The sequence below is a fragment of the Streptomyces sp. Tu 3180 genome (genome assembly GCF_009852415.1).
GTDB lineage: Bacteria > Actinomycetota > Actinomycetes > Streptomycetales > Streptomycetaceae > Streptomyces.
This window is the reverse complement of the sequence record NZ_WOXS01000002.1, coordinates 8,122,353-8,142,232: the sequence shown is the minus strand read 5'-3', so window position 1 is coordinate 8,142,232 and position 19,880 is coordinate 8,122,353. Positions and strand designations below refer to the sequence as shown.

Below are 19,880 nucleotides of genomic sequence, written 5' to 3'. Positions count from 1 at the left end.
GAGCCGCTGCCGCACCCTGGGCCAAACGCAATGGGTCACGGGTCGTCCATGGGCCGCCTGACACTGCGGGCCACGGGCCCGGCTCGGCCGGCGACGGTGTGGCAGCGCTATGCGGACGTCGATCAGTGGGCATCGTGGTCACCGCAGATCCGTGCAGTACACGCGAACGGCCGCACCCTCGCCCCCGGACTGAGCGGGACGGTCGAGTCGGTCGTCGGCGTCCGTGCCGCGTTCACCGTGGAAGCCGTCGACCACCGGCGGCACCGGTGGACGTGGCGCGTCCGGTTGGGCCCCGTCCGCCTCAGGCTGGACCATGAGGTGCACGCGCACCCCCGCGGCAGCCGGACGTCCCTCGTCATGGACGGTCCGGTGCTCGCGGCGGCCGCCTACGCCCCGTTCGCGCGCCTCGCCCTCCGCCGCCTCGTACGGTCCTGATCGCGGCGACGGGATCCGGACCGCCGATGTCCGGGGGTGCCGGGCCTTCCGCGCTTTCGGGTGCCGGCACGTCCGCGTACCGGTCAGGCGGCAGGGTGGCGGAGGCGGATGGCGGCAGCCTCCGAACGGCCGACGGCTGCCGGGACGGCCTCGGGATCCGCGGAAACGATGCACGGCATGCGACGCACCGATGGTGTCCTGGCCCGCAGCCAGGACTTGCCCGGCCGGTCAGGTGACTGCTCCACGCCGGATTCCCCGGCACCGCCACCGCGGCGTCCGTTGCGATCCGGCTCCGAACGTGAACTCTTACGCGACCCGGCAGTAGACGTTCCGGCCCTGGCGTCGGGCGCTGCTGACGGGAGCGGTCAGATCACTCAGGATCACTTGGGCGATCTCCGCGTCGACGACCTCGCCGTCCTCCGCCCGCTGCAAGGACCAGGCGACAGCGGCATCCTCCAACTCGGACCGCTCAGCCTCGGCGAGCACGGCGGACAGGCGAGGCGGGATCGCGAAGACGACGCACCCGCCATCGTCCCGACCGGCGACGAGACGAGGCTCACCGGCTTCGACGAGTTCCTCGAAGCTGCCGCCGGCAAGCAGGCACTCCCACTCGGCCACAGCCTCTTCGGGATCGAAGTTGCCGAAGGAGAGCGACTCGAATGCGCGCCGCGGCCCGGCCCGAAGAGCCGGAGCCGCTGACGCGTCGTCCGGAGCCGTGAAGAACTCGACGATGATGCTCACCCCGGCAGTCATGCCGGACCGCCCACGACGATGACCGGCCGGACAGCTCCTGGATGCCGGTCGCACACGCGGCGGCCGGGATCGGCACGGTACCGACGGAACCGCGCGGTCCGCTGCCCGGCGCTTCACCCTCTTCATCGCGCCGCGCAGCACCGGTCGGGGCTCCCTCGGTCAGGCTGTGACGGGGGTCGTGCAGCTGCCGGATGCGACAGCGGCGGATGGGGTTGTGTGACCTGTACGGCTGTCTCAGACGCACGATGTCTCATTCGGTGTGCGGCGAGGCCGACGCTCAGGAGGTTGGGCCGGCGCTGGTCTGCTCCGTCTGCCGCACCAGCAGGCCGGAGGCGGTCACTGCCGTGGTGCGGCGGACCAGGTCGGTGAAGTCCAGGCGCATGGCTGCCAGCGTGGGGTCGGAGGCGTAGACCGCCGGCATCGCCTCCGAGGGGCGGCTGCACTGCCAGGCCGTCATGGTCATCAGCAGGGTCGACTCCACCGGAGCGGCGGCGCCACCGGGGCCGAGTTCGGGTGTGGTCATGGCTGCCCGCAGTCGGGCTCGGCGTGGCCCGAGGAGGCCGTCACCACTTCCGGTGCACGGTCGCCTTGCTGCCGGTCACCAGACTTGCCGGCGGAACGTCATCGGCCACGACCGCGCCGGCGGCCACCACGGCGTCACGGCCGATGCTGACGCCGGGCAGGATCGTGGCACCGGCACCGATCCACACGTTCTCCGCCACGTCGATGGGTGCGCCGGTGAGGTACAGCCGCCGCTCCCCGGGATCAACCGGGTGGCCGCTGGTGATGAACGTGACCTTCGGTCCGATCATCACGCGCTCACCGATCCGGATACCGGCATAGTCCAGGAACGTGCAGTTCTGGTTGATGAAGACGCGCTCGGCGAGGTCGAGGTTCAGGCCGTGGTCCGTGTAGAAGGGCGGATAGATCGTGACTCTCGGCGGCAGCGGCTTGCCGAGGATCTGCTCGAACAGTTCCGCCTTGCCCGCTTCGTCCTCGAAAGGCAGGACGTTCAGGCGGGAGGTGAGCTCGGTGACCCGCAGAACCCTCTCGGCCATGGCCTGGAACTCGGTGCTGCGGATGCGCATGAGACGGTCGCTGGACATGCCGTGATCCTTCCCGTGCACCGGTGGCGGGACAAGACTCACCGGATGATCGAAGCCAAGGGGTGCCGAGGGAGACGAGAACGAGGGCGTCCGAGATCGTTGTGTGACGAACGGCCTGGACACCCTCGCGACGGCACTCCATGTGAGGACCGACGACCTGCTGGAAGCGTCTCCGCGTCTGGCGGCATGGCGTCCGGCCGTCGGGATCGCCCCGGACGGTGACCGTCGTGCGGTACGCGGGGGCGCGGCGGCGTTGCCGGACTGCTCCTGGGCTCGGTGAGCCAGGCCATGATGACGCACGCGCACTGCCCCGTCGTCACCGTTCGCAGGACGACGTGAGCGGTCGCGGAAGAAGCTGTCGCGCGAGCCGCGGCTTCGGCCCCTCCCCACCTCTCGAACGGGCCGAGGCGGGACCTCAGGCGGGCAGCGGCCGCACCGCCTCCCGCCGGTCCGCCGCCGTACCGGCCGCGAGCGCGGCGGCGCACCCCGCCGCCGGCAGGTGACACAGCGCTGGTGCCCACGCCCAGACGGTCAGCGACATCCGCGGATCCAGCACGGCGGCCAAGAGGAACATCGACACCACGTGAAGGATGCCCGCACCGGCCAGGAACGCGATCACGAAGCCGTCGTAGAACACGAATCCCCGGCGCATCAGCACCACCGCCGCGCACAGGGTCGCGAGTGCCAGGGCGATCAGGACCGCCGCGGCGGTCCTGTCGAGCAGCGCTCGGGAGGGGTCTGCGTACGGCGATGTCTCCGTGAGGGTGTTGACGGCCAGCAGCGCCAGCACGGCGGCCGTCAGGACCGCGACGCTCCCCGCGACGAAACGCGCCCGCGGTCCGCGCACCCCCGGAGTCAGCCCCAGCAGGAGCGTGACCTCCACCAGTCCGGCGAAATGCATCGTGTACGCGTGGGCCACCGGATGCAGCGCGCCGTGGACGTGGTCCCGTACGTACGCGATGTCGAGGCCGTGGATCGAGGTCCCGTCGGGCTCCGTGGTCCAGACGGCCGTAGCGGCCACCACGGCCAAAAGGCACCACAGTCCCGTACCGACCCGGAACGCCCGACGTGTCCCCCTGCTCATCATGGGCCGCATGATAGCCACCGGAACTCCGTGCCCGGCCCGGACGGCCCCCGGGACCCCGTGACGGCACCGTCGCGAACCGCGGCCCGACCGGACCGAAGCAGTGGGTGCCGTGAAGGTTCCGGTTCAGGCTCGGGTCCGCGGCGGCTGACGCCCCGTCATTGCTCGACATCGAGCAACGGGCGTCAGGACCGGAGCCCGCGTCCTGGTCGAGGCAGGTGGCGGCAGCGGCAGCACCCTCCCGACCGCCGACCGCCTCGTCGCCCGTACGGGGCCACACCCCGCGCCCACGACCGGCACCGGTCTTCCGGTTCGTGTCGTACGGCCGTTTTCCGCACCGTCCCGGCGGACACTGTGGCGATGCACCACCGTGCTCACCGTTTCCCCCGGCCGACTCCCCCGCGGCAGGCACCAGAACGGCAACCGTCGGAAACAACGCTGTTCAGCGGCATCTACGGGCTCGTCCTGGCCAGTGCGCTGGCGGCCGCACTCGACTCTCCCGGCGAGGCGTCCGATCCCGGATCGGACGCGCTGTGGGTCCTGCTCACCGCCCTCGCCTCCGCGGCCGCCCACGGTTACGCGCACGTCGTCGCGCACAGGTTGTCGGCTGATCACAGCGGCGTCGGGGTCGGGCTGCGCGCGATGCTCGCCGAGTGGCCGGTCGTCGCGGCGGCCGTCCCCACCGTCGTGCTGCTGCTGACCGCGGTCCCCTCCTGGTGGACGGAGAGCGAGGCGGTGAGCGCCGCGCTGGTGCTCAACACCTTGCTGCTCGCCGGTTGGGGGGCGTGGACCGCGCACGGAACGGGCCGTGGATGGGCGGCTTCGCTCCGGGCCGGAGCCGCCGACATGCTGATCGGCCTGGTGATCATCGGAGCCAACGCCCTGATCAAGTAGCCGCTACGGCCGCCGGCACCGGATCGCCGCCCACGATTCACCAGTCAGCCCATGACGACACAGCACGCACGGACCGGCGACATCGGCGCGGGCGGACACGACCTAGCGATTGACGGATCGCATCCCTGCCTCGTCGTACCGCTCGCCCGCCGCCTCGGGCAGCTCCGCGTCGATGCGGGTCAGGTCGTCCTCGGTCAGCACGATGTCGACCGCGGCGGCGTTCTGCTCCAGGTAGGTGCGGCGCTTGGTGCCCGGGATCGGCACCAGGTCCCCGCCCCGGGCCAGCACCCAGGCGATGGCCAACTGGGCCGGGGTCACGTCCTTCTCGGCGGCGATCTCCTTCACCTTTGCCGCCAGCCGGAGGTTCGCCTCCAGGTTGGCGTCCTGGAAGCGCGGGTTCTCGCGGCGCCAGTCGTTCTCGTCCAGCTCGTCCGGTGAGGTGAATCGCCCGGCGAGGAAACCGCGGCCGAGCGGCGAGTACGGCACGAAGCCGATGCCCAGCTCCCGGCAGGCGGGCAGCACCTCGGCCTCCACGTCCCGTGACCACAGCGAGTACTCGCTCTGCACCGCGGTGACCGGGTGCACGGCGTGGGCGCGCCGGATGGTCTCCGCGCTCGCCTCGCTCAGGCCGATGTGCCGCACCTTGCCCTCGGCGACCAGTTCGCCCAGTGCGCCGACCGTCTCCTCGATGGGGACGTTCGGGTCGACCCGGTGCTGGTAGTACAGGTCGATGTGGTCGGTCCCCAGGCGCTCCAGGGAGCCGTGGACCGAGCTCCGGACGTGCTCGGCCGAACCGTCCTGCGGGCCGACCGTGCTGATGTCGCCGGGCACGGCGTCGTCCATCCGGTAGTTGAACTTCGTCGCGATCACGTACTCGTCGCGATGCCCCCGGATCGCCTCGCCGACGAGCGACTCGTTGGTGAGCGGTCCGTACATCTGCGCGGTGTCGAGGAAGTTCACCCCGAGGTCGAGGGCACGCCGGATGGTCGCGATCCCCTCTTCCCGATCGCTGGATCCGTAGAAGGCGGACATGCCCATGCACCCCAGGCCGATGGCCGATACCCGGAGGTCCCGCAGGCTGCGCTTCTGCATGCCGTGTTCCCGCCTTTCCTGCACACTCGTTCGTCGTTCGGGCGGCACGAAGCCCTTCTTCCATCTAGCGACGGATTCCACCGCCCGGCATCTCGTGAGGGGCATCGGGCGACACGGGCTTCGTGCGCCGTGGTGTCTGCGACGCTACGGCCTGGAGCACGCTCCAGCGCAAGTCACCCGTTCAGAGCGGCATCGCCCCTGCGTCCGGTCAGGGGCCGGGGCGCGGGGGTGGAAGGGACGGGAATCGTCCCTGTCCTTCCCTGTACTACGGTCGGGCCGATTCGTGATAGGTACGATCTGTGCCGTATCGGGAGAACCGGAACACCGAGGGTTCCCGCGAGGAGCTCTCTCTGGAACGCTCACTGCTGGCGTCGGTCGTCACCGATCCCGGGCACCTGCCCGAAACTCTCGCCGGCTTCGCCGTCCGCCGCATCGGTCCGGCCGTGCCCGAGGCGATCGCCCGGCTCCGTCGGGACCACCCCGATGCCACCGAGGCGGAGCTCCGGGCCCGGGTGATCGCTCGTGGCCGACGGACCGTCGTGTCGGAGGGGGCCCTCGTGGGCGGTCCGTTCCTCGTGCTCATTCCCGTCGCGTTCTGCGCGGCGCTGCTCCGCCAGGCGCGTACGGTCCTGGAACTGGCCGCCCTCGACGGCCGCGACCCCACGGCGGGCGCGCGCGCCGGCGAGCTCCTCGTCCTCCAGGGCGTGTACCAGGACATCCGGCAGGCACAGGAGGCGCTCACCCGGACAGGACGCGCCGCCGCCGGCGCACCCTCCCGATGGAAGCGCTGGAGGGCCCTGTGGGACGTCACCCTGCGCATGGCCCACCTCCTCGGCGTGCTCACGCCGGGCGACGAGGGCCGGGACACGGGCCGGCGCGTACGGCGGGTCGCCGTCCAGGCCTGGCGGTGGCTGCTCCTCGGCGTGGTCCTCCTGGTCGGGCTGGTCGCCCCCCTCGTCTGGCTCCCGTACTTGGCGGTGGTCTACCAGCGCGCCGACACCCGCCTGGCGCACCGTGTCCTCGCCCGCTACTCCGCCGACACCCCGCCTGCCCCGCGCCGCCGGATCTCCCGGCCCGAACCGGAAGTGGCGGCGGCCGCACTCCGCGCGTTCCTCTCCCTCCTCGTTCCGCTCGCCCTGACCGCCGTGACCTTCCTGACCGGCCTGCGCATCGCCGACAGCCGCTGGCCGGTCCTCTGCATCGCCCTGGCCACGGCGTCCGCCGCGATCGGCGCGCTCTGGTACCGGCGGCACCGCCGGCACCTTCGGCGGTCCTCCAGCAGCTGACGGACGACCTCCGCGATGTCCGGTGCCCAGGACACCGGACGCCGGGACGATGCCCGCCGGCCGCCGGACCGGATCCCGGGGATCCGCCTCCCCCCGGAGGCGGCGGGGCGGACACCTCCGATGTCCTGCCGCACCACCGGCGCGGACACGTCCCGTGGGTCCCAGCCCGTGGGACGACCTTCGAGGAGGCCGCTGAGGACCGGTCTCACCGCATCCGGGCCGGGCACGGCGACTGTTTCTCGTGGGATGCTCTGGACCCCATCGAGTCGTCCGGAGGAAAAGAGAGCCCGATGCCCCGTCAGCACAGGCCCTCACCACCGGAGTCCCCGCTTCCGTCGGTCACGCTGCGCGGGTACGGCGGCACCCTGTGGCTGGAGGGCCGGGCCGTGATCCTGGAGCAGGAAGGGCTGCGGCGACGGATACCGGTCGAGGCCGTCGCGGAAGCGCGGGCCGCGGGCCGGGGGCAGCGGTCGGCCGAGATAGCGCTGTGGGGTGTGGACGGCGCTCCGGGGCCGGTGTTCACGCTGGAGGGCCGGGACGCCGCCCAAGCGGGCCGGCTCGTCGAGACGGTCAACCGGGCCCGGTCCAGGAGCGGTCCGCCGCAGGGCGGGGCGGCCCTGGTCGAGGAGCGGCCGACGGGCACCTCCGGCCGGAAGAAGGGCCTGGGGCTGACACGCCGTGAGCGCGTCGTGGGGATCGCGCTCCTTCTCGTACACGTCGGCGGGTTCGCCCTGCTGGCGTGGGCCGGCGAACCGCAGCAGGCGGCGTTGTGGCTGCTGGGGGCGGCGCCCGCCCTCTTCGGTCTGTTGATCGTGGTGCCCTCGCTCCGGTGGGCGTGGAAGCGGTGGGGCGTGCGCAGGCGGGGTGTCACGGTCGTCGCGGTGTTCGCCCGGAGAGAGGGCAAGCGGACGTTCTTCCGGTACACCGACCTGGAGGGCGGGACGCACGAGATCGAGCCCGACTGCGCGGCCAGGCGCATCGGCGGTGACCCGAGGCGCATCGAAGTCGTCCACGACCGCCGGCAGCCCGGCAGGGCCGTCTGCTCACTGGCGGTCTCGACCCTGCTGTGGCGCACAGCGGGCGTCACGCTGGCCGGCGGGCTGCTGCTGTCGCTCGCGTTCGTCATGATGCCCCTCCAGCTGATCCTCCTGGCCCTCTCCCGATGAAACCGACCCGCCTCCCGGACGGCGACGACAGCCTCGGGATGCGCGTGCCGGGACGCCGGTCGCCGGGTGTGCCGCATCCTCGCGAACAGCTCGACGCCGAGGTCCTCGTCACCAGCAGCTGCGTCAGCGGCCGGCCGGCCATGTCCGTGCTCCCTTCGACGGTCGCGGCCTCCGGCTTCCTCCCCTCCGTCTACGCCGCTCCGGCGTTGTCCCGCTCCAGTGCCGCGCGCAGCCAGTCGTCCGCGGAGCCCGGGGTCGGCTCCGGCCGGCTGCCCGGCGGCGTGAGCACCACGGCCGTCAGCTCCCAGTACCGGTCCAGACGCGGCTCGGCCGCGAGTCGCGCGACCAGCAGGCGGCGGAACTCCCGGGTGTCCCGGCTGCCGTACGCGCTCGCGTACGCCGCCACGTAGGCGTCCAGCGCCTCACCCGGGTACGGATCCCGTGCCCGGCGCAGCTGCGGGCCCGCGAGCTCGTACGCCTCGGCGAGGCCCGCGTACAACGCGGCCGCCCCGCGGGCCCCGGTCACCCGGTGCACCTGGGGCTGGGGCTGCCGGCCGCCCGGGCAGGGGGCCGTCGTCATCGCGTGCAGCCGGGCGAAGGCGAGCACCTGCGCCGGGGCCGGCTCGTCGGGCGGCCGGGGGACGGCCACCTCCAAGAACGCCGCCGTCGCCCGGGCCGGCATCCGCGGCGGCAGCCAGCCACGCCAGAACCGTGCCAACGGCGCCGTGCTCGGCGGGGTGCTCACCGCGCCGATCAGCCGCAGCCGGTCGGCCTGCTCCGCGGGCGGGCACTCCCGCACGAGCTCCAGCGCCGCCTCCCGCCAGCGCAACGTCCTCAGCTCGCTGCCCAGCTCGCGCAGGCGGCGCGCGACGGCGTCCTCCAGCACACGGCCCGCCGGATCCTCGTCCTCGAGGACCCGGCGCACCTCGGGCAGCGGCAGGTCGAGGGTGCGCAGGGAGCGGATCAGACGCAGCCGCTCCAGCGCTTCGGGACCGTACCGGCGGTGCCCGCCGCCGCTGCGGGAGGCCTCGGGCAGCAGACCCCGGTCGGAGTAGAAGCGGACGGTCTTCACGGTGACGCCCGCGCGCTCGGCGAGCTCGCCGATGCTCCAGAGGACTTCGTGGGACGTGGACAGTTGAACCTCCCTCCGGGGGAGTTCCTACGGTACCGGCGCACGCGGACCGCGGCGTACGCCCCGGTCCGCGGACCACGGCGTACGCGACCGGCGCGGCGTCGTACGACGGACCCGAGGAGGGGACCATGACCGTGTTCATCATGGTGGCGGGCGCGTTCACCGGCGCCCATGTGTGGCAGGAGACGGCCGCGCTGCTGGCCGCGGCGGGCGGCGAGGTGCACGCGGTCCCGCTCACCGGACTCGACGCGGACCGGCCCGCCGCGCCGGCCTCCGTCGATCTGGAGACACACATCGCGGACGTGATCGCGGCGATCGACGCGGTGGACGCGGGGTCCGGCCGGGAGATCGTGCTCGTCGGTCACGACTACGGCATCCATCCGGTGCTCGGCGCCGCCGACCGGCGGCCCCTGCGCGTCGCCCGCGTCGTGTACCTGGAGTGCGGGATGCCGCAGAACGGCGTCCCGGCCCTGGCCGCCGTACCGGACCAGGCACTGCGTGCGCGGCTGGCCGAGCGGGCCCGGCGCGGTGAGCGCGGGGGCGAGCTGGCGCCGCCGTCCCGTGACGAGTGGCAGCGCTGGGGCAGCGTCGCCGGCCTCTCCGACGCGGCGCTGGACCGGCTCACCGCTCTCGCCGCGCCGCAGCCGCTCGGCACCTTGCTCCAGCCGCTGCGGCTGACCGGAGCGGTGACCGCGGTGCCCACCACCGGGGTGCTGTGCACCCGTAACGGGGTCAGCATCGACCTGGTGCAACGGCTCGTCGACTTCGGCGACCCCGCGCTGGCGGCCCTCACCGGTCCTCAGGTCACGTTCTTCGAACTGCCCACCGGGCACTGGCCGATGCTGTCCTGCCCCACCGAACTGGCGGACGTCCTGCTGCGGGCCGCGGTCGGCGGGGGGCGCCGCCTGCGGCCGGTCGGCGCCGACGCGCCGCCCGCCCATCTGCGCCCGTTCCCCGTGGACGTGCCCGAGCTGCCCCGGGACCGCAGGGGGCAGGTCGACCTGTACGTTCCCGACGCCGGGGGCCCGCGACCGGCCGTGGTCCTCGTGCACGGCGGCCCGGTGCCCGCCGGGGCCCGGCCGACCCCGCGCGACTGGCCGACCCTGGTGGGACACGCCCGCCTGGCGGCCGCCGAGGGCGTGGTCGGCGTGACCCTCGACCACCGGCTGCACGACGTCGCCGACTACGAGCGCGCCGCCGCCGACGTCACCGCCGCGGTGGAACTGGTGCGCGCCGATCCCCGGGTGGACGCCGACCGGATCGCCCTGTGGTTCTTCTCCGGTGGCGGCCTGCTCACCGCGGACTGGCTGACGAGGCCCCCCGCCTGGCTGCGCTGCCTGGCCGCCTCCTACCCCGTCCTGGCGCCGCTGCCCAACTGGGGGCTGGACGGCAGCCGGTTCCACCCGGCCCGGGCGGTCACGCACGCCGGGGCCCTGCCCGTCGTCCTCCTCCGTGCGGGGCGGGAGACACCCGAGATCGCCGCCACCGTGGAGGCGTTCGTGACCGCGGCCGAGGACTGCGGGGCGCGCCTGGAACTGGTCGACGTCCCGAACGGCCACCACGGCTTCGAGACCCTCGACGCGCCCGAGGAGACCCGCCCGGCCCTGCTCCGCGCGATGCGCTCGGTGGTGGCCCATCTGACCGGCTGACGCGCGGGCCGCGCACCGTGCCCCGGGCTGCACGACGACCGTGCTCGCCCGGTCGCGGACGCCGGGGCGGTCGGTGATCCGGATGCCGGACCGACGCGTCGTCCCCTGCGCCCGCGACGGAGTCGTGAGGGCGGACCGCGGCGCACGACGGGCGGACGCGACGCGTCATGGGCCGCCCCCGATGGACGCGAGTCCGTACGGTGCCGTCCGCCTCCGCACGAGTCGGCGGCCGTGCGGAGGCGGACGGTGCCGTGGCCTACGCCCTGAACACGGCGTTGCGGCGAAGCTGTCGGACGCACCACCGGAAGTGCCCGTCGCCGTCGTCCGTACCGAAGACGTCGTAGGTGGTGAGGGCGTACGCGGCCTGGTAGGCGGTGAGGGCGGCGCGTGCGTACCCGAGCTCGTGTGCGAAGAGCCGCGTGAGCTCCTCGGTGTGCTCCTCGGCGTACGAGCCGTACATGTCCCAGATCGCCGCGGTGACGGCGGCCTCGAAGGCCGGGTCGCCCGCGGTCGTGCAGAAGCCGAAGTCGAGCAGGGCGACGGGACGGCCGGCCGCGTCGGTGTGGATGTTGGGCGGGACGAGGTCACCGTGGATCACCGTGACCGGGCCGTCGGGCAGGGACCGCAGCGCGCTCAGCGTGCGTTCGACCCCGGCGCCGAGGTCGGGCACGTGCGCGGACAGGGCAGCACCGTGCCGGGCCACGGCCCGGAGGACCAGGGCGGCGAGCGCGTCCTGGAAGCGGTCGTGCCCCAGCCACAGCGGACGGTCGTCACCCTGGACGGTCAGCCGGCGCATGGCGTCGGTGCCCGGTACGGAGGCGAGGCCCCGCAGGACCGTGAGCAGCGCTTCCCTGTGGGGAGCGGGAATCTCCCGCTCGTAGTCCTCGTGTGCGGAGTCGCCGCGCAGTGAGGCGCCGGGCAGCTCGCGCTCGTACGTCACGACGACACCCTCGTGTTCCTCGATCTCGTGGATCTCCGGAGTGGCGAAGGGCAGCCGGTGCCGCGCGATGTCCGCGTACACCTGTCGGGTGAGCTCCGGAGCGGCCGGCGGCCGGCCGTTCCACACCTTCGCGACTCGGCCGGCGCCCAGTGCGTAGACGACGCCCTCGACCCCGGCGCCGACGCGGCGGGCGCCGGGGTGCCCCCGGTCGGCGAAGTACCGGGGCCACGGGTCGGCGGCAGGTGATGCTTCCGTGTTCGGAACGATCTCCATCCGTGCATTACAGCAGCAGCGGCGCCGGGGTCCGGGTGGGGGCCGCGGCAGGTACCGCGGGGCCGCGGTACCTGCCGCACGGTCCGCGTGCCGGTCGCCCGGCTCCTGCACGGCCATCGGGCGGGGACGGTGTCGCTGGTCCCCGCCGTGTGCGAGGGCGCTGCGGGGGTGGCGCTCTTCGGGCCGCGCAGGGCGACGTGGACGAAGAGCGCTCCCATGACGGCGACGCCGGTCCACATGGCCTGCTGCCGTCCGTCGACGAAGGACTGCCGGGCGGCATGGAGCGGGTCCTGTGCGTGCGGGCCGGTGCCGGGTGCCGCCTCGACGGCGTTGGCGACGCCTTCGCGTGCGGTGTCCGCGGCGCCGTTCGGGAGGGCGTCGAGTTCGTCGTCGATGGCGTTGCGGTAGCCGGCCGACAGGAGCGCGCCGAGCAGGGCGACGCCGAGGGCGGTGCCGAACTCGCGGGTGACGTCGTTGAGGGCGGAAGCCACGCCCTGCTTCCCGCGGGGCAGGGAGCCGGTGACGGCCTCGGTGGAGGGCGTCACCGACAGGCCCGTCCCGGCGCCCATGGCGAGCAGCCCGGGCAGGACGGACAGGTAGCCGCCGTCGACGGAGACGAACAGGGCCATGAGGGCCAGGCCGAGGGCGGCGAGTGCGATCCCGGTGGCCATGGTCGAGCGGGCGCCGATGCGTGCGGTGAGCTTGGAGGCCAGGCCGGAGGTCGTCATCATCGTGACGGCCATGGGCATCATCGCGACCGTGGACAGCAGGCCGGACCAGCCGAGGACGGCCTGGAAGGAGGGGAAGAGGACCACGGCGATGCCCGCCTGCACGCCGAAGACGACCAGCAGCGTGAGGGAGCCGCCGGCCGGGCCGCGCTCGCGGAAGAGGCGTACGTCCAGCAGGGACGCGTGGCGGCGGTGCAGTTCCCAGGCCACGAAGCCGAGGGCGGCGTCGATGCGGGCGCCGGCCGCGGCGGACGCACCGGCCTGGGCGGTGAGGGCGGTGGCGTGAGTGAAGTGGCTCAGGTCGTCGGTCAGTTGTCGGAACAGCGGCGTGTGGTGCACGGAGGCGGGTCCGGTGGCGGGGATGCCGGTCGGCTCGTCGCGAACCTCCCGGCCGTGGCAGCAGGGGCAGTGCACCACGCTGTGCTCTCAGTGCTCGGCCGGGCCGGTTGCTCCGGGCAGCCACGTCGCGCAGGCCGGTGGCCGCCGACGCGCTGCGCGCCGTCAGGGCGCAGCCGTCAGCCAGGCTGATGGTGGACCGCAGATCGCCCTCGGCGGGGGCGGCGGGCGCGGCCGAGGCCACCTCTCCGGGGACGATCCGGCCGCCGTACCGGCGTACCTGCCGGCGGTCCCGCCACCGATCACCGCCGTGTCGGCCGTCCCACCGGGCAGCGTGTCGCTCTCGTACGCCGGAGCCGTTTCAGGCATCGCCCTGCTCCCTCCTCGTGCGTGGCCCCGGACGTTCCGGGCCGTCCGCGCGCGACGCCCATCCCGGTTTGCATTCGGGGCATACGATGTTGCTCATGACGCAAGAAGACGAGCAGCTGGACAGCCTCGTACGCAAAAGGATCCGCGCTCTGCGGGTGGCACAGGGCTGGTCCCTGGAGGAACTGGCCACCCGCGCCCACCTCAGCCAGTCCTCGCTGAGCCGCATCGAGAACGGCCGGCGCCGCCTCGCTCTGGACCAGCTGGTCACGCTCGCCCGCGCCCTGGACACCACCCTGGACCAGCTCGTGGAGAACGCCGCCGACGATGTCGTCATCAGCCCGATGATCGACAGCACGCACGGTCTGATGCGCTGGCCCGTGAAGGGCGACCCCGGCTTGAGCGTCATGCGTCAGCGGATGACCGAACCGCCACCCGACAACCCCGCGCGCATGCGCGCCCACCCGGGACGCGAATGGCTCGTCGTCCTGTCCGGCACCGCCGTCCTCATGCTCGGTCAGCGCCGCTTCCGCATCGAGACCAACCAGGCCGCCGAGTTCCCCACGATGATGCCGCACGCCATCGGCGCCGAGGGCGGACCCTGCGAGATCATGGGCATCTTCGACCGCGACGCCCGCCGCGGCCACCAACGCGACCCCGGCGACCGCGACGATGCGCAGGGTGCCCGCGCGTGAAGGGGTGAGCCTCGCCGGGGGCCACCGCGGGGGTTCACCGCTGCGGCAGCTTGCGTGACGGGCCACGGACGGAGGCACCTTCTTGCGTGAACAGCAAGCAGTCGTGCTTCAGACGCATGACCTCTCTACGGTGATGGCATGACGCAAGCGCACCCGCACACCCCCCACCACGGTGCTCGGCACGGCCGCCGCCAGGAGCACGACGCCGACGACCAGGCGGAGATCCTCGACCTGGACGCCGAGGTCCTCGCCGAGCACATCGCCTCCATCACCGCATGGCTGCCCTTGAAGAGCGACCCGCGCCGGATCGTGGACCTGGGCTGCGGCACGGGGGCGGGCACCTTCGCCCTCCTCGACCGCTTCCCCGAGGCGCACGTCACCGCCGTCGACACCTCGGCCGGGCACCTCCAGCGCCTCCGCGAGAAGGCACGCGCCCGGGGAGCGGAGGATCGCGTGCGCGTCGTCCGGGCCGACCTCGACGCCTCCGGCTGGCCCGATCTCGGCTCCCCCGACCTGGTGTGGGCCTCAGCCTCGATGCACCACATGGCCCACCCCGGCCGCGCCCTGCGCAACGTCCACGACATGCTCGCGCCCGGCGGCCTGTTCGCCGTCGTCGAGCTGGCCGGCTTCCCCCGTTTTCTGCCCGAGAGCGCCCCCGAGGACCGGCCGGGTCTGGAGGAGCGTTGCCATGCCGCGACCGACCGTTTCCACACCGGGCACGTGCCTCACCGCGGTGCCGACTGGGGTCCGATGCTGACCGCCGCCGGATTCACCGTCGAAGCCCGGCGCACCATCGCCGTGCACATCGAAGGCGACCGCAGTGCGGCGATCGGCCGCTACGCCCTCGTCGGCCTGCAACGCATCCGCGGGGCCGCCGCCGCCGGGCTCGGCCCCGAGGACCTCACCGCGCTCGACCGGCTCCTCGACACCGGCAGCCCGCACAGCATCCTGCGCCGCGACGACCTGGCGGTGCGCACCGAACGCACCGTCTGGGCCGCACGCCGCGCCTGATCCCGAGCAGCCCCCGGTCCCCCACCGGGCAGCCCCGGCACCCCATTGCCCGTCTCGTGCGCGACAACGGCGTCGTCGACTCGGTCGGCGGGATCAGCGCCTGAACGGTCTTCGGGTGGCTGGGCGACGACGTCACCCGGCGGGAGAAGGTGCCGCGGTTCGGGGCCGGCCGCAAAGGGCCCTCGCCGGCGGGGGCCGTCGTCAGGCCGGTGGCCCACAGCCGGTTCGGCGCGGGCGCGGTGACGTCGCGCCGGCCCAGATCCGGGACGACCGTGCCTTGCTGGGGATCGCGGCGTGTGGAGCCTTTGCGGCATCGGCTGACGCCGGCGAATCCGGCGCGTCCGTCGATGGTCAGCCGGTCGTCGCGCTCGCCGGCATCAGGTCCGCGTCAACCATGACAAGCGACATGGATACAGCCCCCGGACCGGTCGGCGACCGGGGCGGGCGCCGTTGCGGTACCAGGGGCTTCTCGGCGGTGCGACGCACTGCGGTGAGGCGCGCCCGTGGACGACGCGGCCCGCACCGCGGTGTCGTCGAGTCGAGCGCGCTCAGCCGGGTGTGATGCGACCGCGCCAGGCTCCGGTCTCACCCCCCTGCTGCTCGATGTAGCCCTTGAAGCGCCGCATGTCGCCCTTGACGCGCCGGTCGATCGTCCCCAGCATGTCCGCGGCCTTCTCCGCCACTCCGCTCGGTTCGACGTCCATCACGAGCTCCACCCGCGTGTGCGTGTCATCCACACGCTGGAAGCGGACCGTACCCTTCTGCTGGATGTCGCCGCTGGTGGTGCGCCAGGTGATCCGCTCGTCAGGGAGCTGGTCGACGATCTCGGTGTCGAACTCCCGCCGCACTCCGCCGATCTTGGTGGTCCAGTGATTGTGGCGGTCGTCGAGCTGCGTGATCTCCTCGACGCCCTCCATGAAGTTCGGGAATTCCTCGAACTGGGTCCACTGGTTGTAGGCGGTGTGGAGCGGAACTTCGACTTCCACTGCTTCCTTGACGGTGCCCATACCGGACCTCCTTTCACGCCGCGGCGAGTACCCGGGAAGGCCGCCACCTACCGGAGCGCCGGGGACGAACCTGCCTTCGGTCCGGCGTCCGGCCCCACATCCGGAAGACACCCTTCCCATTCAAGGGCGGAGAAGTCCCTCACGTCGTCCCGCAGCAACTCGGACACCGGGCAGTGCCGGCCTCGGCCCGAACGCGAACGCACCCGGATTTCCTTGATCGAATTCATGGGGGCCTGACTGGAACCGGCGTTCATCGCCGTCGGTCACAGGGCGGTGGCGGCACGGACCAGCCCCGCGACCGCCGTCGAGCGGCTGTGTGGGGGCCAGGCGACGACCGTGGTGACGCGGGGGGCGTCGAGGACCGGTACGGCGGTGAGGTCTTCGCGCAGGCCGGTGCGGCCCGACTCGGGGACGACCGCGCAGGCGCGGCCGAGGGCGATGAGCTGGGTGAGCTGCGTGTGGTCGCGTACCTGCGGGCCGGGGCCGTCCGGGAAGGTGCCGTCGGGGCGCGGCCAGCGGGGCAGGGGGAGGTCGGGAAGGTCGGTGACCTCGGCAAGCCGCAGGTGGGGGCGGGCACCGAGGGGGTGGTTCGCAGGGAGGATCGCGACCTGACCTTCGGTGTGCAGGTCCTCGGTGTCGAAGCCGGCCGTGTCGTCGAACGACCGGTGCAGCAGGGCCACGTCGGCCCGGCCGTCGCGCAGCACCCCTGCCTGCTCGCCCGGCCCGCACAGCACGACGTCCACGGCGACGGAGCCGGGCTCGGCGGCGTAGGCGTCGAGGAGTTTCGCCAGCAGTTCGCCGGAGGCGCCCGCCTTCGCGGCGAGGACCACGGCGGGGCGGCCGGTCGCGGCGAGGGCGGCCCGGCGGGTGCGCCGCTCGGCGGCCTCGACGGCGTCCAGCGCCGCCCGCGCCTCCCGCAGCAGTACCGCACCGGCCCCGGTCAGGGCGACACCCCGGGTGCCGCGCTCCAGGAGGGCCGCGCCCAGACGCCGTTCGAGCCGGCCGATCGCCCGTGACAGCGGGGGCTGGGCGATTCCGAGCCGCCGCGCGGCCCGGCCGAAGTGCAGCTCTTCGGCGACCGCGACGAAGTAGCGCAGCTCACGTGTCTCCACCCCGTCAGCGTAACCGGGCCGGCCAGGAGCGATACCCGGGCGGTATCGCCGCCCACCCGGTCGGTCTTGGACGTGCTGCCGGGCGCGGGAGAAACATCGATGCCATGAGTGAGACGAACATCGTGAACCAGCCCAAGGTCGCACTGGTGACCGGGGCCAACAAGGGCATCGGATACGAGATCGCCGCCGGACTCGGCGCTCTCGGCTGGTCCGTCGGGGTCGGCGCACGCGACGAGGAGCGGCGCGAGACCGCTGTGGACAAGCTGCGCGCGGCCGGGGTCGACGCGTTCGGCGTGCCGTTGGACGTGACCGACGACGCGAGCGTGAACGCGGCGGCCCGGCTGGTGGAGGAGCGGGCCGGGCGGCTCGACGCGCTCGTCAACAATGCGGGGATCACCGGCGGCGGACCGCAGGAGCCCACCACGGTCGACGTGAACCGGGTGCGGGCGGCCGTGGAGACCAACGTGATCGGTGTCATCCGCGTCACCAACGCCCTGCTGCCGCTGCTGCGCCGCTCGCCGTCGCCGCGGATCGTGAACGTCTCCAGCAGCGTCGGCTCCCTCACGCTCCAGACCACGCCCGGCGCCGAGACGGGCCCGATCTCCGTCGCCTACGCGCCGTCGAAGACATTCCTCAACGCCGTCACCGTGCAGTACGCCAAGGAACTGGCCGGCACGAACGTCCTGATCAACGCCGTCTGCCCCGGCTTCACGGCGACCGACCTCAACGGCTTCCGGGGAGTGCGCACCCCGCAACAGGGCGCGGCCTGCGCGATCCGGTTGGCGACCGTGCCGGACGACGGGCCGACGGGCCGCTTCTTCGACGACGAGGGCGAGGTGCCCTGGTGACGGGCACGCAGTCCACTGCGCCCCGGGGAGACGGCGCAGGCGCGTCCTCGTGACCGGCGCGTCCGGCTGGACCGGCTCGGCCGTCGTACCCGAGCCGGCGGCGGGTCATGAGGCGGTCGGGTCCGTCCCCCTCCGACACCTCCCCCGACGCCCGGCAGACGGCCGGCGCCGAGGTCCGCCGCGGCACGCCCGGCGCTCTGCACGGGGTCACCGACTCCGCCGGGGCGCCCGCCTCGCCCTCCGGTACGGCCCGGCCTTCCCGGGCGCCCCGGCGACCGCCACGCGCACCGACCGCGGCGAGCGACCGTCCACGCGTCTGAACGCATCAGAGGACGCCGTCATCCTGGACGCTCCCACGGGTGACGGCGCTCTTGGTGCCCTTTCACCCCGCTTGTGAAAACGTCCTGACCATGGCCGACATGTCCCATGGTGCCCACGCCCGACCGCCGACGCGCCGGCAGCGGTGGTCCGAGTTCCGGCAGTCACCGTTCTTGCCGGCCGTCGTGCTGGTGCTCATCCTGGCGGCCGCGGCCGGTCTCTTCGCCGGTTCGTACACCTACTCCATGGCCAAGCCGACGCCGCACTCGATCCCCACCGCCGTGGTCGGCTCGTACGAACAGGCACGCGGACGGGCCTTCCTGGACGGTCTGGAGAAGGCGCTGAACGCGTCCGTGAAGGTGCACACGTACGACAGTGCCGCCGAGGCCCGTCAGGCCGTGGACGACCAGGAGGTCTTCGCGATCTTCGACATCCGCGACGACGGGCGAACCGCGATCCTCGACGTGTCGGGCGCCTCCGGGGCCTCGGTCGCGGAGGTGCTGGCCGACACGTCGCCGGCCGTGGGGGAGGAAACCGGCGTCCGGGTCACCGTCCGGGACATCAACCCGCTGCAGGAGGGCGACCCGCGCGGACTGGCGATCTTCTACATCTCGCTGGCCGCCGTCATCATCGGCTTCGTCGGAGCGATCCAGCTCAGCGTGCACGCACGGTCCCTGACGCCCTTCGAACGCATCCTCTTCACCCTCGCCTACGCGCTGCTCGGCGGGTTCGCCATCGTCGCGACCGTGGACTGGCTGCTCGGCGCGCTCGATCTGCCGTTCGTGGAGTCGTGGCTGATCCTGGCGCTCACCCTGTTCGCCAGCGGCATGGTCTTCACCATGTTCAACACCCTGTTCGGACGCTGGGCGATGCTGCCGACGTGGGGGCTGATGGTCCTGCTGGGCAACCCCTCGTCCGGCGGCGCGGTGTCCTGGCCGCTCCTGCCGTCCCCGCTGGGCGAGATCGGCAAGTGGCTGCCGCCCGGCGCCTCGGTCAACGCGCAGCACACGGCGGTGTACTTCCAGGGGCACCAGCACGCGTTCCCGTTCCTGGTGCTGGGCGGATGGGCCCTGCTGTCGTGTGCGGTCTTCTGGACCTGGCGGCACCGGCATCCCGGCGGTCGCGAGCGCCGTGCGGCACACGCCGAGTCATGACCGTGTCCCATGCGGTTCGGCTCGTTGGGCCGAACACGGGGCGGAACACGTGGAGTTGGATTGTTCCGGGCGGGTTGCGGAAGATCGCGGAACCGCTGGTCCCGCCGTCGGAGGTGCGCCCGCAGCGCGGTGGGACGCAGGAAACGCCTGATGAGACGCTGTTCGCCGCGAACATCCACGTCCCAGGGATCGTCTCGCCACTGCCCTGCCTCAACGACGGTTCGGCGTCCCGGCCCTCCTCGAGGGGGAACGCCGTTGAGAGACTTCAGCCGTGGGGTCTTGGGGGGCCTTGGGGCCGGCGCTGCTGTCTCTCGCAGGGGTGGCGCTCGGCGCAGGTGGGTCGCTTGCGGGGCCCGGCCTGTCGTTATGCGTCCCGCCTGGCCGAGGCGGCCCGAGGGGAGACAGCCGACGCGTCCGCGCTGCGCGAGCCGCGGGTCCGGTTCATGGATGCCGCCCACGGGGACATGTGGCCCGGCCGGCGACGGACGGACGACG

General features: G+C 73.1%; 18 protein-coding genes and 5 pseudogenes. 13 read left to right on the top strand and 10 right to left on the bottom strand.

The window, feature by feature from the left end:
- Window positions 1–48: 48 nt before the first annotated feature.
- Window positions 49–435, top strand: a complete 387-nt coding sequence (locus GL259_RS36630; protein WP_166461610.1) for an SRPBCC family protein — start codon at window positions 49–51, stop codon at window positions 433–435.
- Between the two features lie 306 nt (window positions 436–741).
- On the opposite strand, the gene GL259_RS36625 is transcribed toward GL259_RS36630, so the two are convergent.
- From GL259_RS36625 to GL259_RS36615, 3 genes are all read right to left on the bottom strand, one after another.
- Window positions 742–1,176, bottom strand: a complete 435-nt coding sequence (locus GL259_RS36625; protein WP_159538007.1) for a hypothetical protein — start codon at window positions 1,174–1,176, stop codon at window positions 742–744.
- A 289-nt stretch (window positions 1,177–1,465) separates the two neighbouring features.
- Complete coding sequence (locus GL259_RS36620) at window positions 1,466–1,711, bottom strand: hypothetical protein (RefSeq protein WP_159538005.1); 246 nt, start codon at window positions 1,709–1,711, stop codon at window positions 1,466–1,468.
- Between the two features lie 40 nt (window positions 1,712–1,751).
- Window positions 1,752–2,294 carry a DapH/DapD/GlmU-related protein gene (locus GL259_RS36615; RefSeq protein ID WP_208026570.1) on the bottom strand — a complete coding sequence of 181 codons (543 nt, stop codon included), beginning with the start codon at window positions 2,292–2,294 and terminating at the stop codon, window positions 1,752–1,754.
- Between the two features lie 103 nt (window positions 2,295–2,397).
- Between GL259_RS36615 and GL259_RS39185 the strand changes: the two are divergent.
- Window positions 2,398–2,508: pseudogene (locus GL259_RS39185) on the top strand (IS982 family transposase); the annotation flags it as partial.
- A 17-nt stretch (window positions 2,509–2,525) separates the two neighbouring features.
- Window positions 2,526–2,633 (top strand): annotated as a pseudogene (locus GL259_RS36605) (universal stress protein); the annotation flags it as partial.
- A gap of 76 nt (window positions 2,634–2,709) precedes the next feature.
- Here GL259_RS36605 and GL259_RS36600 read toward each other — a convergent pair.
- Window positions 2,710–3,318, bottom strand: coding sequence for a hypothetical protein (locus tag GL259_RS36600; RefSeq protein WP_159538003.1), 609 nt, complete (start codon window positions 3,316–3,318; stop codon window positions 2,710–2,712).
- 420 nt (window positions 3,319–3,738) lie between these two features.
- On the opposite strand from GL259_RS36600, the gene GL259_RS36595 reads away from it, so the two are divergent.
- Window positions 3,739–4,272: a hypothetical protein gene (locus GL259_RS36595; RefSeq protein ID WP_159538001.1), complete on the top strand. Its 534-nt coding sequence runs from the start codon at window positions 3,739–3,741 to the stop codon at window positions 4,270–4,272.
- Window positions 4,273–4,374: 102 nt separating this feature from the next.
- On the opposite strand, the gene GL259_RS36590 is transcribed toward GL259_RS36595, so the two are convergent.
- The gene (locus tag GL259_RS36590; protein WP_159537999.1) at window positions 4,375–5,364 is read right to left on the bottom strand and encodes an aldo/keto reductase; all 990 of its coding nucleotides are present in this window, start codon (window positions 5,362–5,364) and stop codon (window positions 4,375–4,377) included.
- Between the two features lie 299 nt (window positions 5,365–5,663).
- On the opposite strand from GL259_RS36590, the gene GL259_RS36585 reads away from it, so the two are divergent.
- Window positions 5,664–6,650 (top strand): hypothetical protein, encoded by a 987-nt coding sequence (locus GL259_RS36585; RefSeq protein WP_159537997.1) that lies wholly within the window; start codon window positions 5,664–5,666, stop codon window positions 6,648–6,650.
- Window positions 6,651–6,940: 290 nt separating this feature from the next.
- Window positions 6,941–7,816 carry a hypothetical protein gene (locus GL259_RS36580; protein ID WP_159537995.1) on the top strand — a complete coding sequence of 292 codons (876 nt, stop codon included), beginning with the start codon at window positions 6,941–6,943 and terminating at the stop codon, window positions 7,814–7,816.
- Between the two features lie 190 nt (window positions 7,817–8,006).
- Here the strand turns inward: GL259_RS36580 and GL259_RS36575 are convergent, their stop codons facing one another.
- Window positions 8,007–8,951, bottom strand: coding sequence for a MerR family transcriptional regulator (locus GL259_RS36575; RefSeq protein WP_159539245.1), 945 nt, complete (start codon window positions 8,949–8,951; stop codon window positions 8,007–8,009).
- Between the two features lie 125 nt (window positions 8,952–9,076).
- Between GL259_RS36575 and GL259_RS36570 the strand changes: the two genes are divergently transcribed.
- The gene (locus GL259_RS36570) at window positions 9,077–10,597 is read left to right on the top strand and encodes an alpha/beta fold hydrolase (RefSeq protein WP_159537993.1); all 1,521 of its coding nucleotides are present in this window, start codon (window positions 9,077–9,079) and stop codon (window positions 10,595–10,597) included.
- A gap of 256 nt (window positions 10,598–10,853) precedes the next feature.
- Here the strand turns inward: GL259_RS36570 and GL259_RS36565 are convergent, their stop codons facing one another.
- Both GL259_RS36565 and GL259_RS36560 read right to left on the bottom strand, forming a co-directional pair.
- Complete coding sequence (locus GL259_RS36565) at window positions 10,854–11,810, bottom strand: aminoglycoside phosphotransferase family protein (protein ID WP_159537991.1); 957 nt, start codon at window positions 11,808–11,810, stop codon at window positions 10,854–10,856.
- Window positions 11,811–11,983: 173 nt separating this feature from the next.
- Window positions 11,984–12,763: pseudogene (locus GL259_RS36560) on the bottom strand (MFS transporter); the annotation flags it as partial.
- A 575-nt stretch (window positions 12,764–13,338) separates the two neighbouring features.
- Here GL259_RS36560 and GL259_RS36550 point away from each other — a divergent pair.
- Window positions 13,339–13,935: an XRE family transcriptional regulator gene (locus GL259_RS36550; protein ID WP_208026569.1), complete on the top strand. Its 597-nt coding sequence runs from the start codon at window positions 13,339–13,341 to the stop codon at window positions 13,933–13,935.
- Between the two features lie 138 nt (window positions 13,936–14,073).
- The gene (locus GL259_RS36545; RefSeq protein ID WP_159537987.1) at window positions 14,074–14,946 is read left to right on the top strand and encodes a class I SAM-dependent methyltransferase; all 873 of its coding nucleotides are present in this window, start codon (window positions 14,074–14,076) and stop codon (window positions 14,944–14,946) included.
- Between the two features lie 548 nt (window positions 14,947–15,494).
- Here the strand turns inward: GL259_RS36545 and GL259_RS36540 are convergent.
- Both GL259_RS36540 and GL259_RS36535 read right to left on the bottom strand, forming a co-directional pair.
- Window positions 15,495–15,953: an SRPBCC family protein gene (locus GL259_RS36540; protein WP_159537985.1), complete on the bottom strand. Its 459-nt coding sequence runs from the start codon at window positions 15,951–15,953 to the stop codon at window positions 15,495–15,497.
- A gap of 263 nt (window positions 15,954–16,216) precedes the next feature.
- Window positions 16,217–17,065 (bottom strand): LysR family transcriptional regulator, encoded by an 849-nt coding sequence (locus tag GL259_RS36535; RefSeq protein WP_159537983.1) that lies wholly within the window; start codon window positions 17,063–17,065, stop codon window positions 16,217–16,219.
- Window positions 17,066–17,169: 104 nt separating this feature from the next.
- On the opposite strand from GL259_RS36535, the gene GL259_RS36530 reads away from it, so the two are divergent.
- From GL259_RS36530 to GL259_RS38035, 4 genes and pseudogenes are all read left to right on the top strand, one after another.
- Window positions 17,170–17,913 (top strand): SDR family oxidoreductase, encoded by a 744-nt coding sequence (locus GL259_RS36530; protein WP_159537981.1) that lies wholly within the window; start codon window positions 17,170–17,172, stop codon window positions 17,911–17,913.
- A gap of 49 nt (window positions 17,914–17,962) precedes the next feature.
- Window positions 17,963–18,101 (top strand): annotated as a pseudogene (locus GL259_RS39180) (3-beta hydroxysteroid dehydrogenase); the annotation flags it as partial.
- Between the two features lie 222 nt (window positions 18,102–18,323).
- Window positions 18,324–19,385 carry an ABC transporter permease gene (locus tag GL259_RS36525; protein WP_208026568.1) on the top strand — a complete coding sequence of 354 codons (1,062 nt, stop codon included), beginning with the start codon at window positions 18,324–18,326 and terminating at the stop codon, window positions 19,383–19,385.
- A pseudogene (locus tag GL259_RS38035) lies at window positions 19,382–19,567 on the top strand (hypothetical protein); the annotation flags it as partial. The gene GL259_RS36525 and the pseudogene GL259_RS38035, both read left to right, overlap by 4 nt.
- Window positions 19,568–19,880 lie beyond the last annotated feature (313 nt).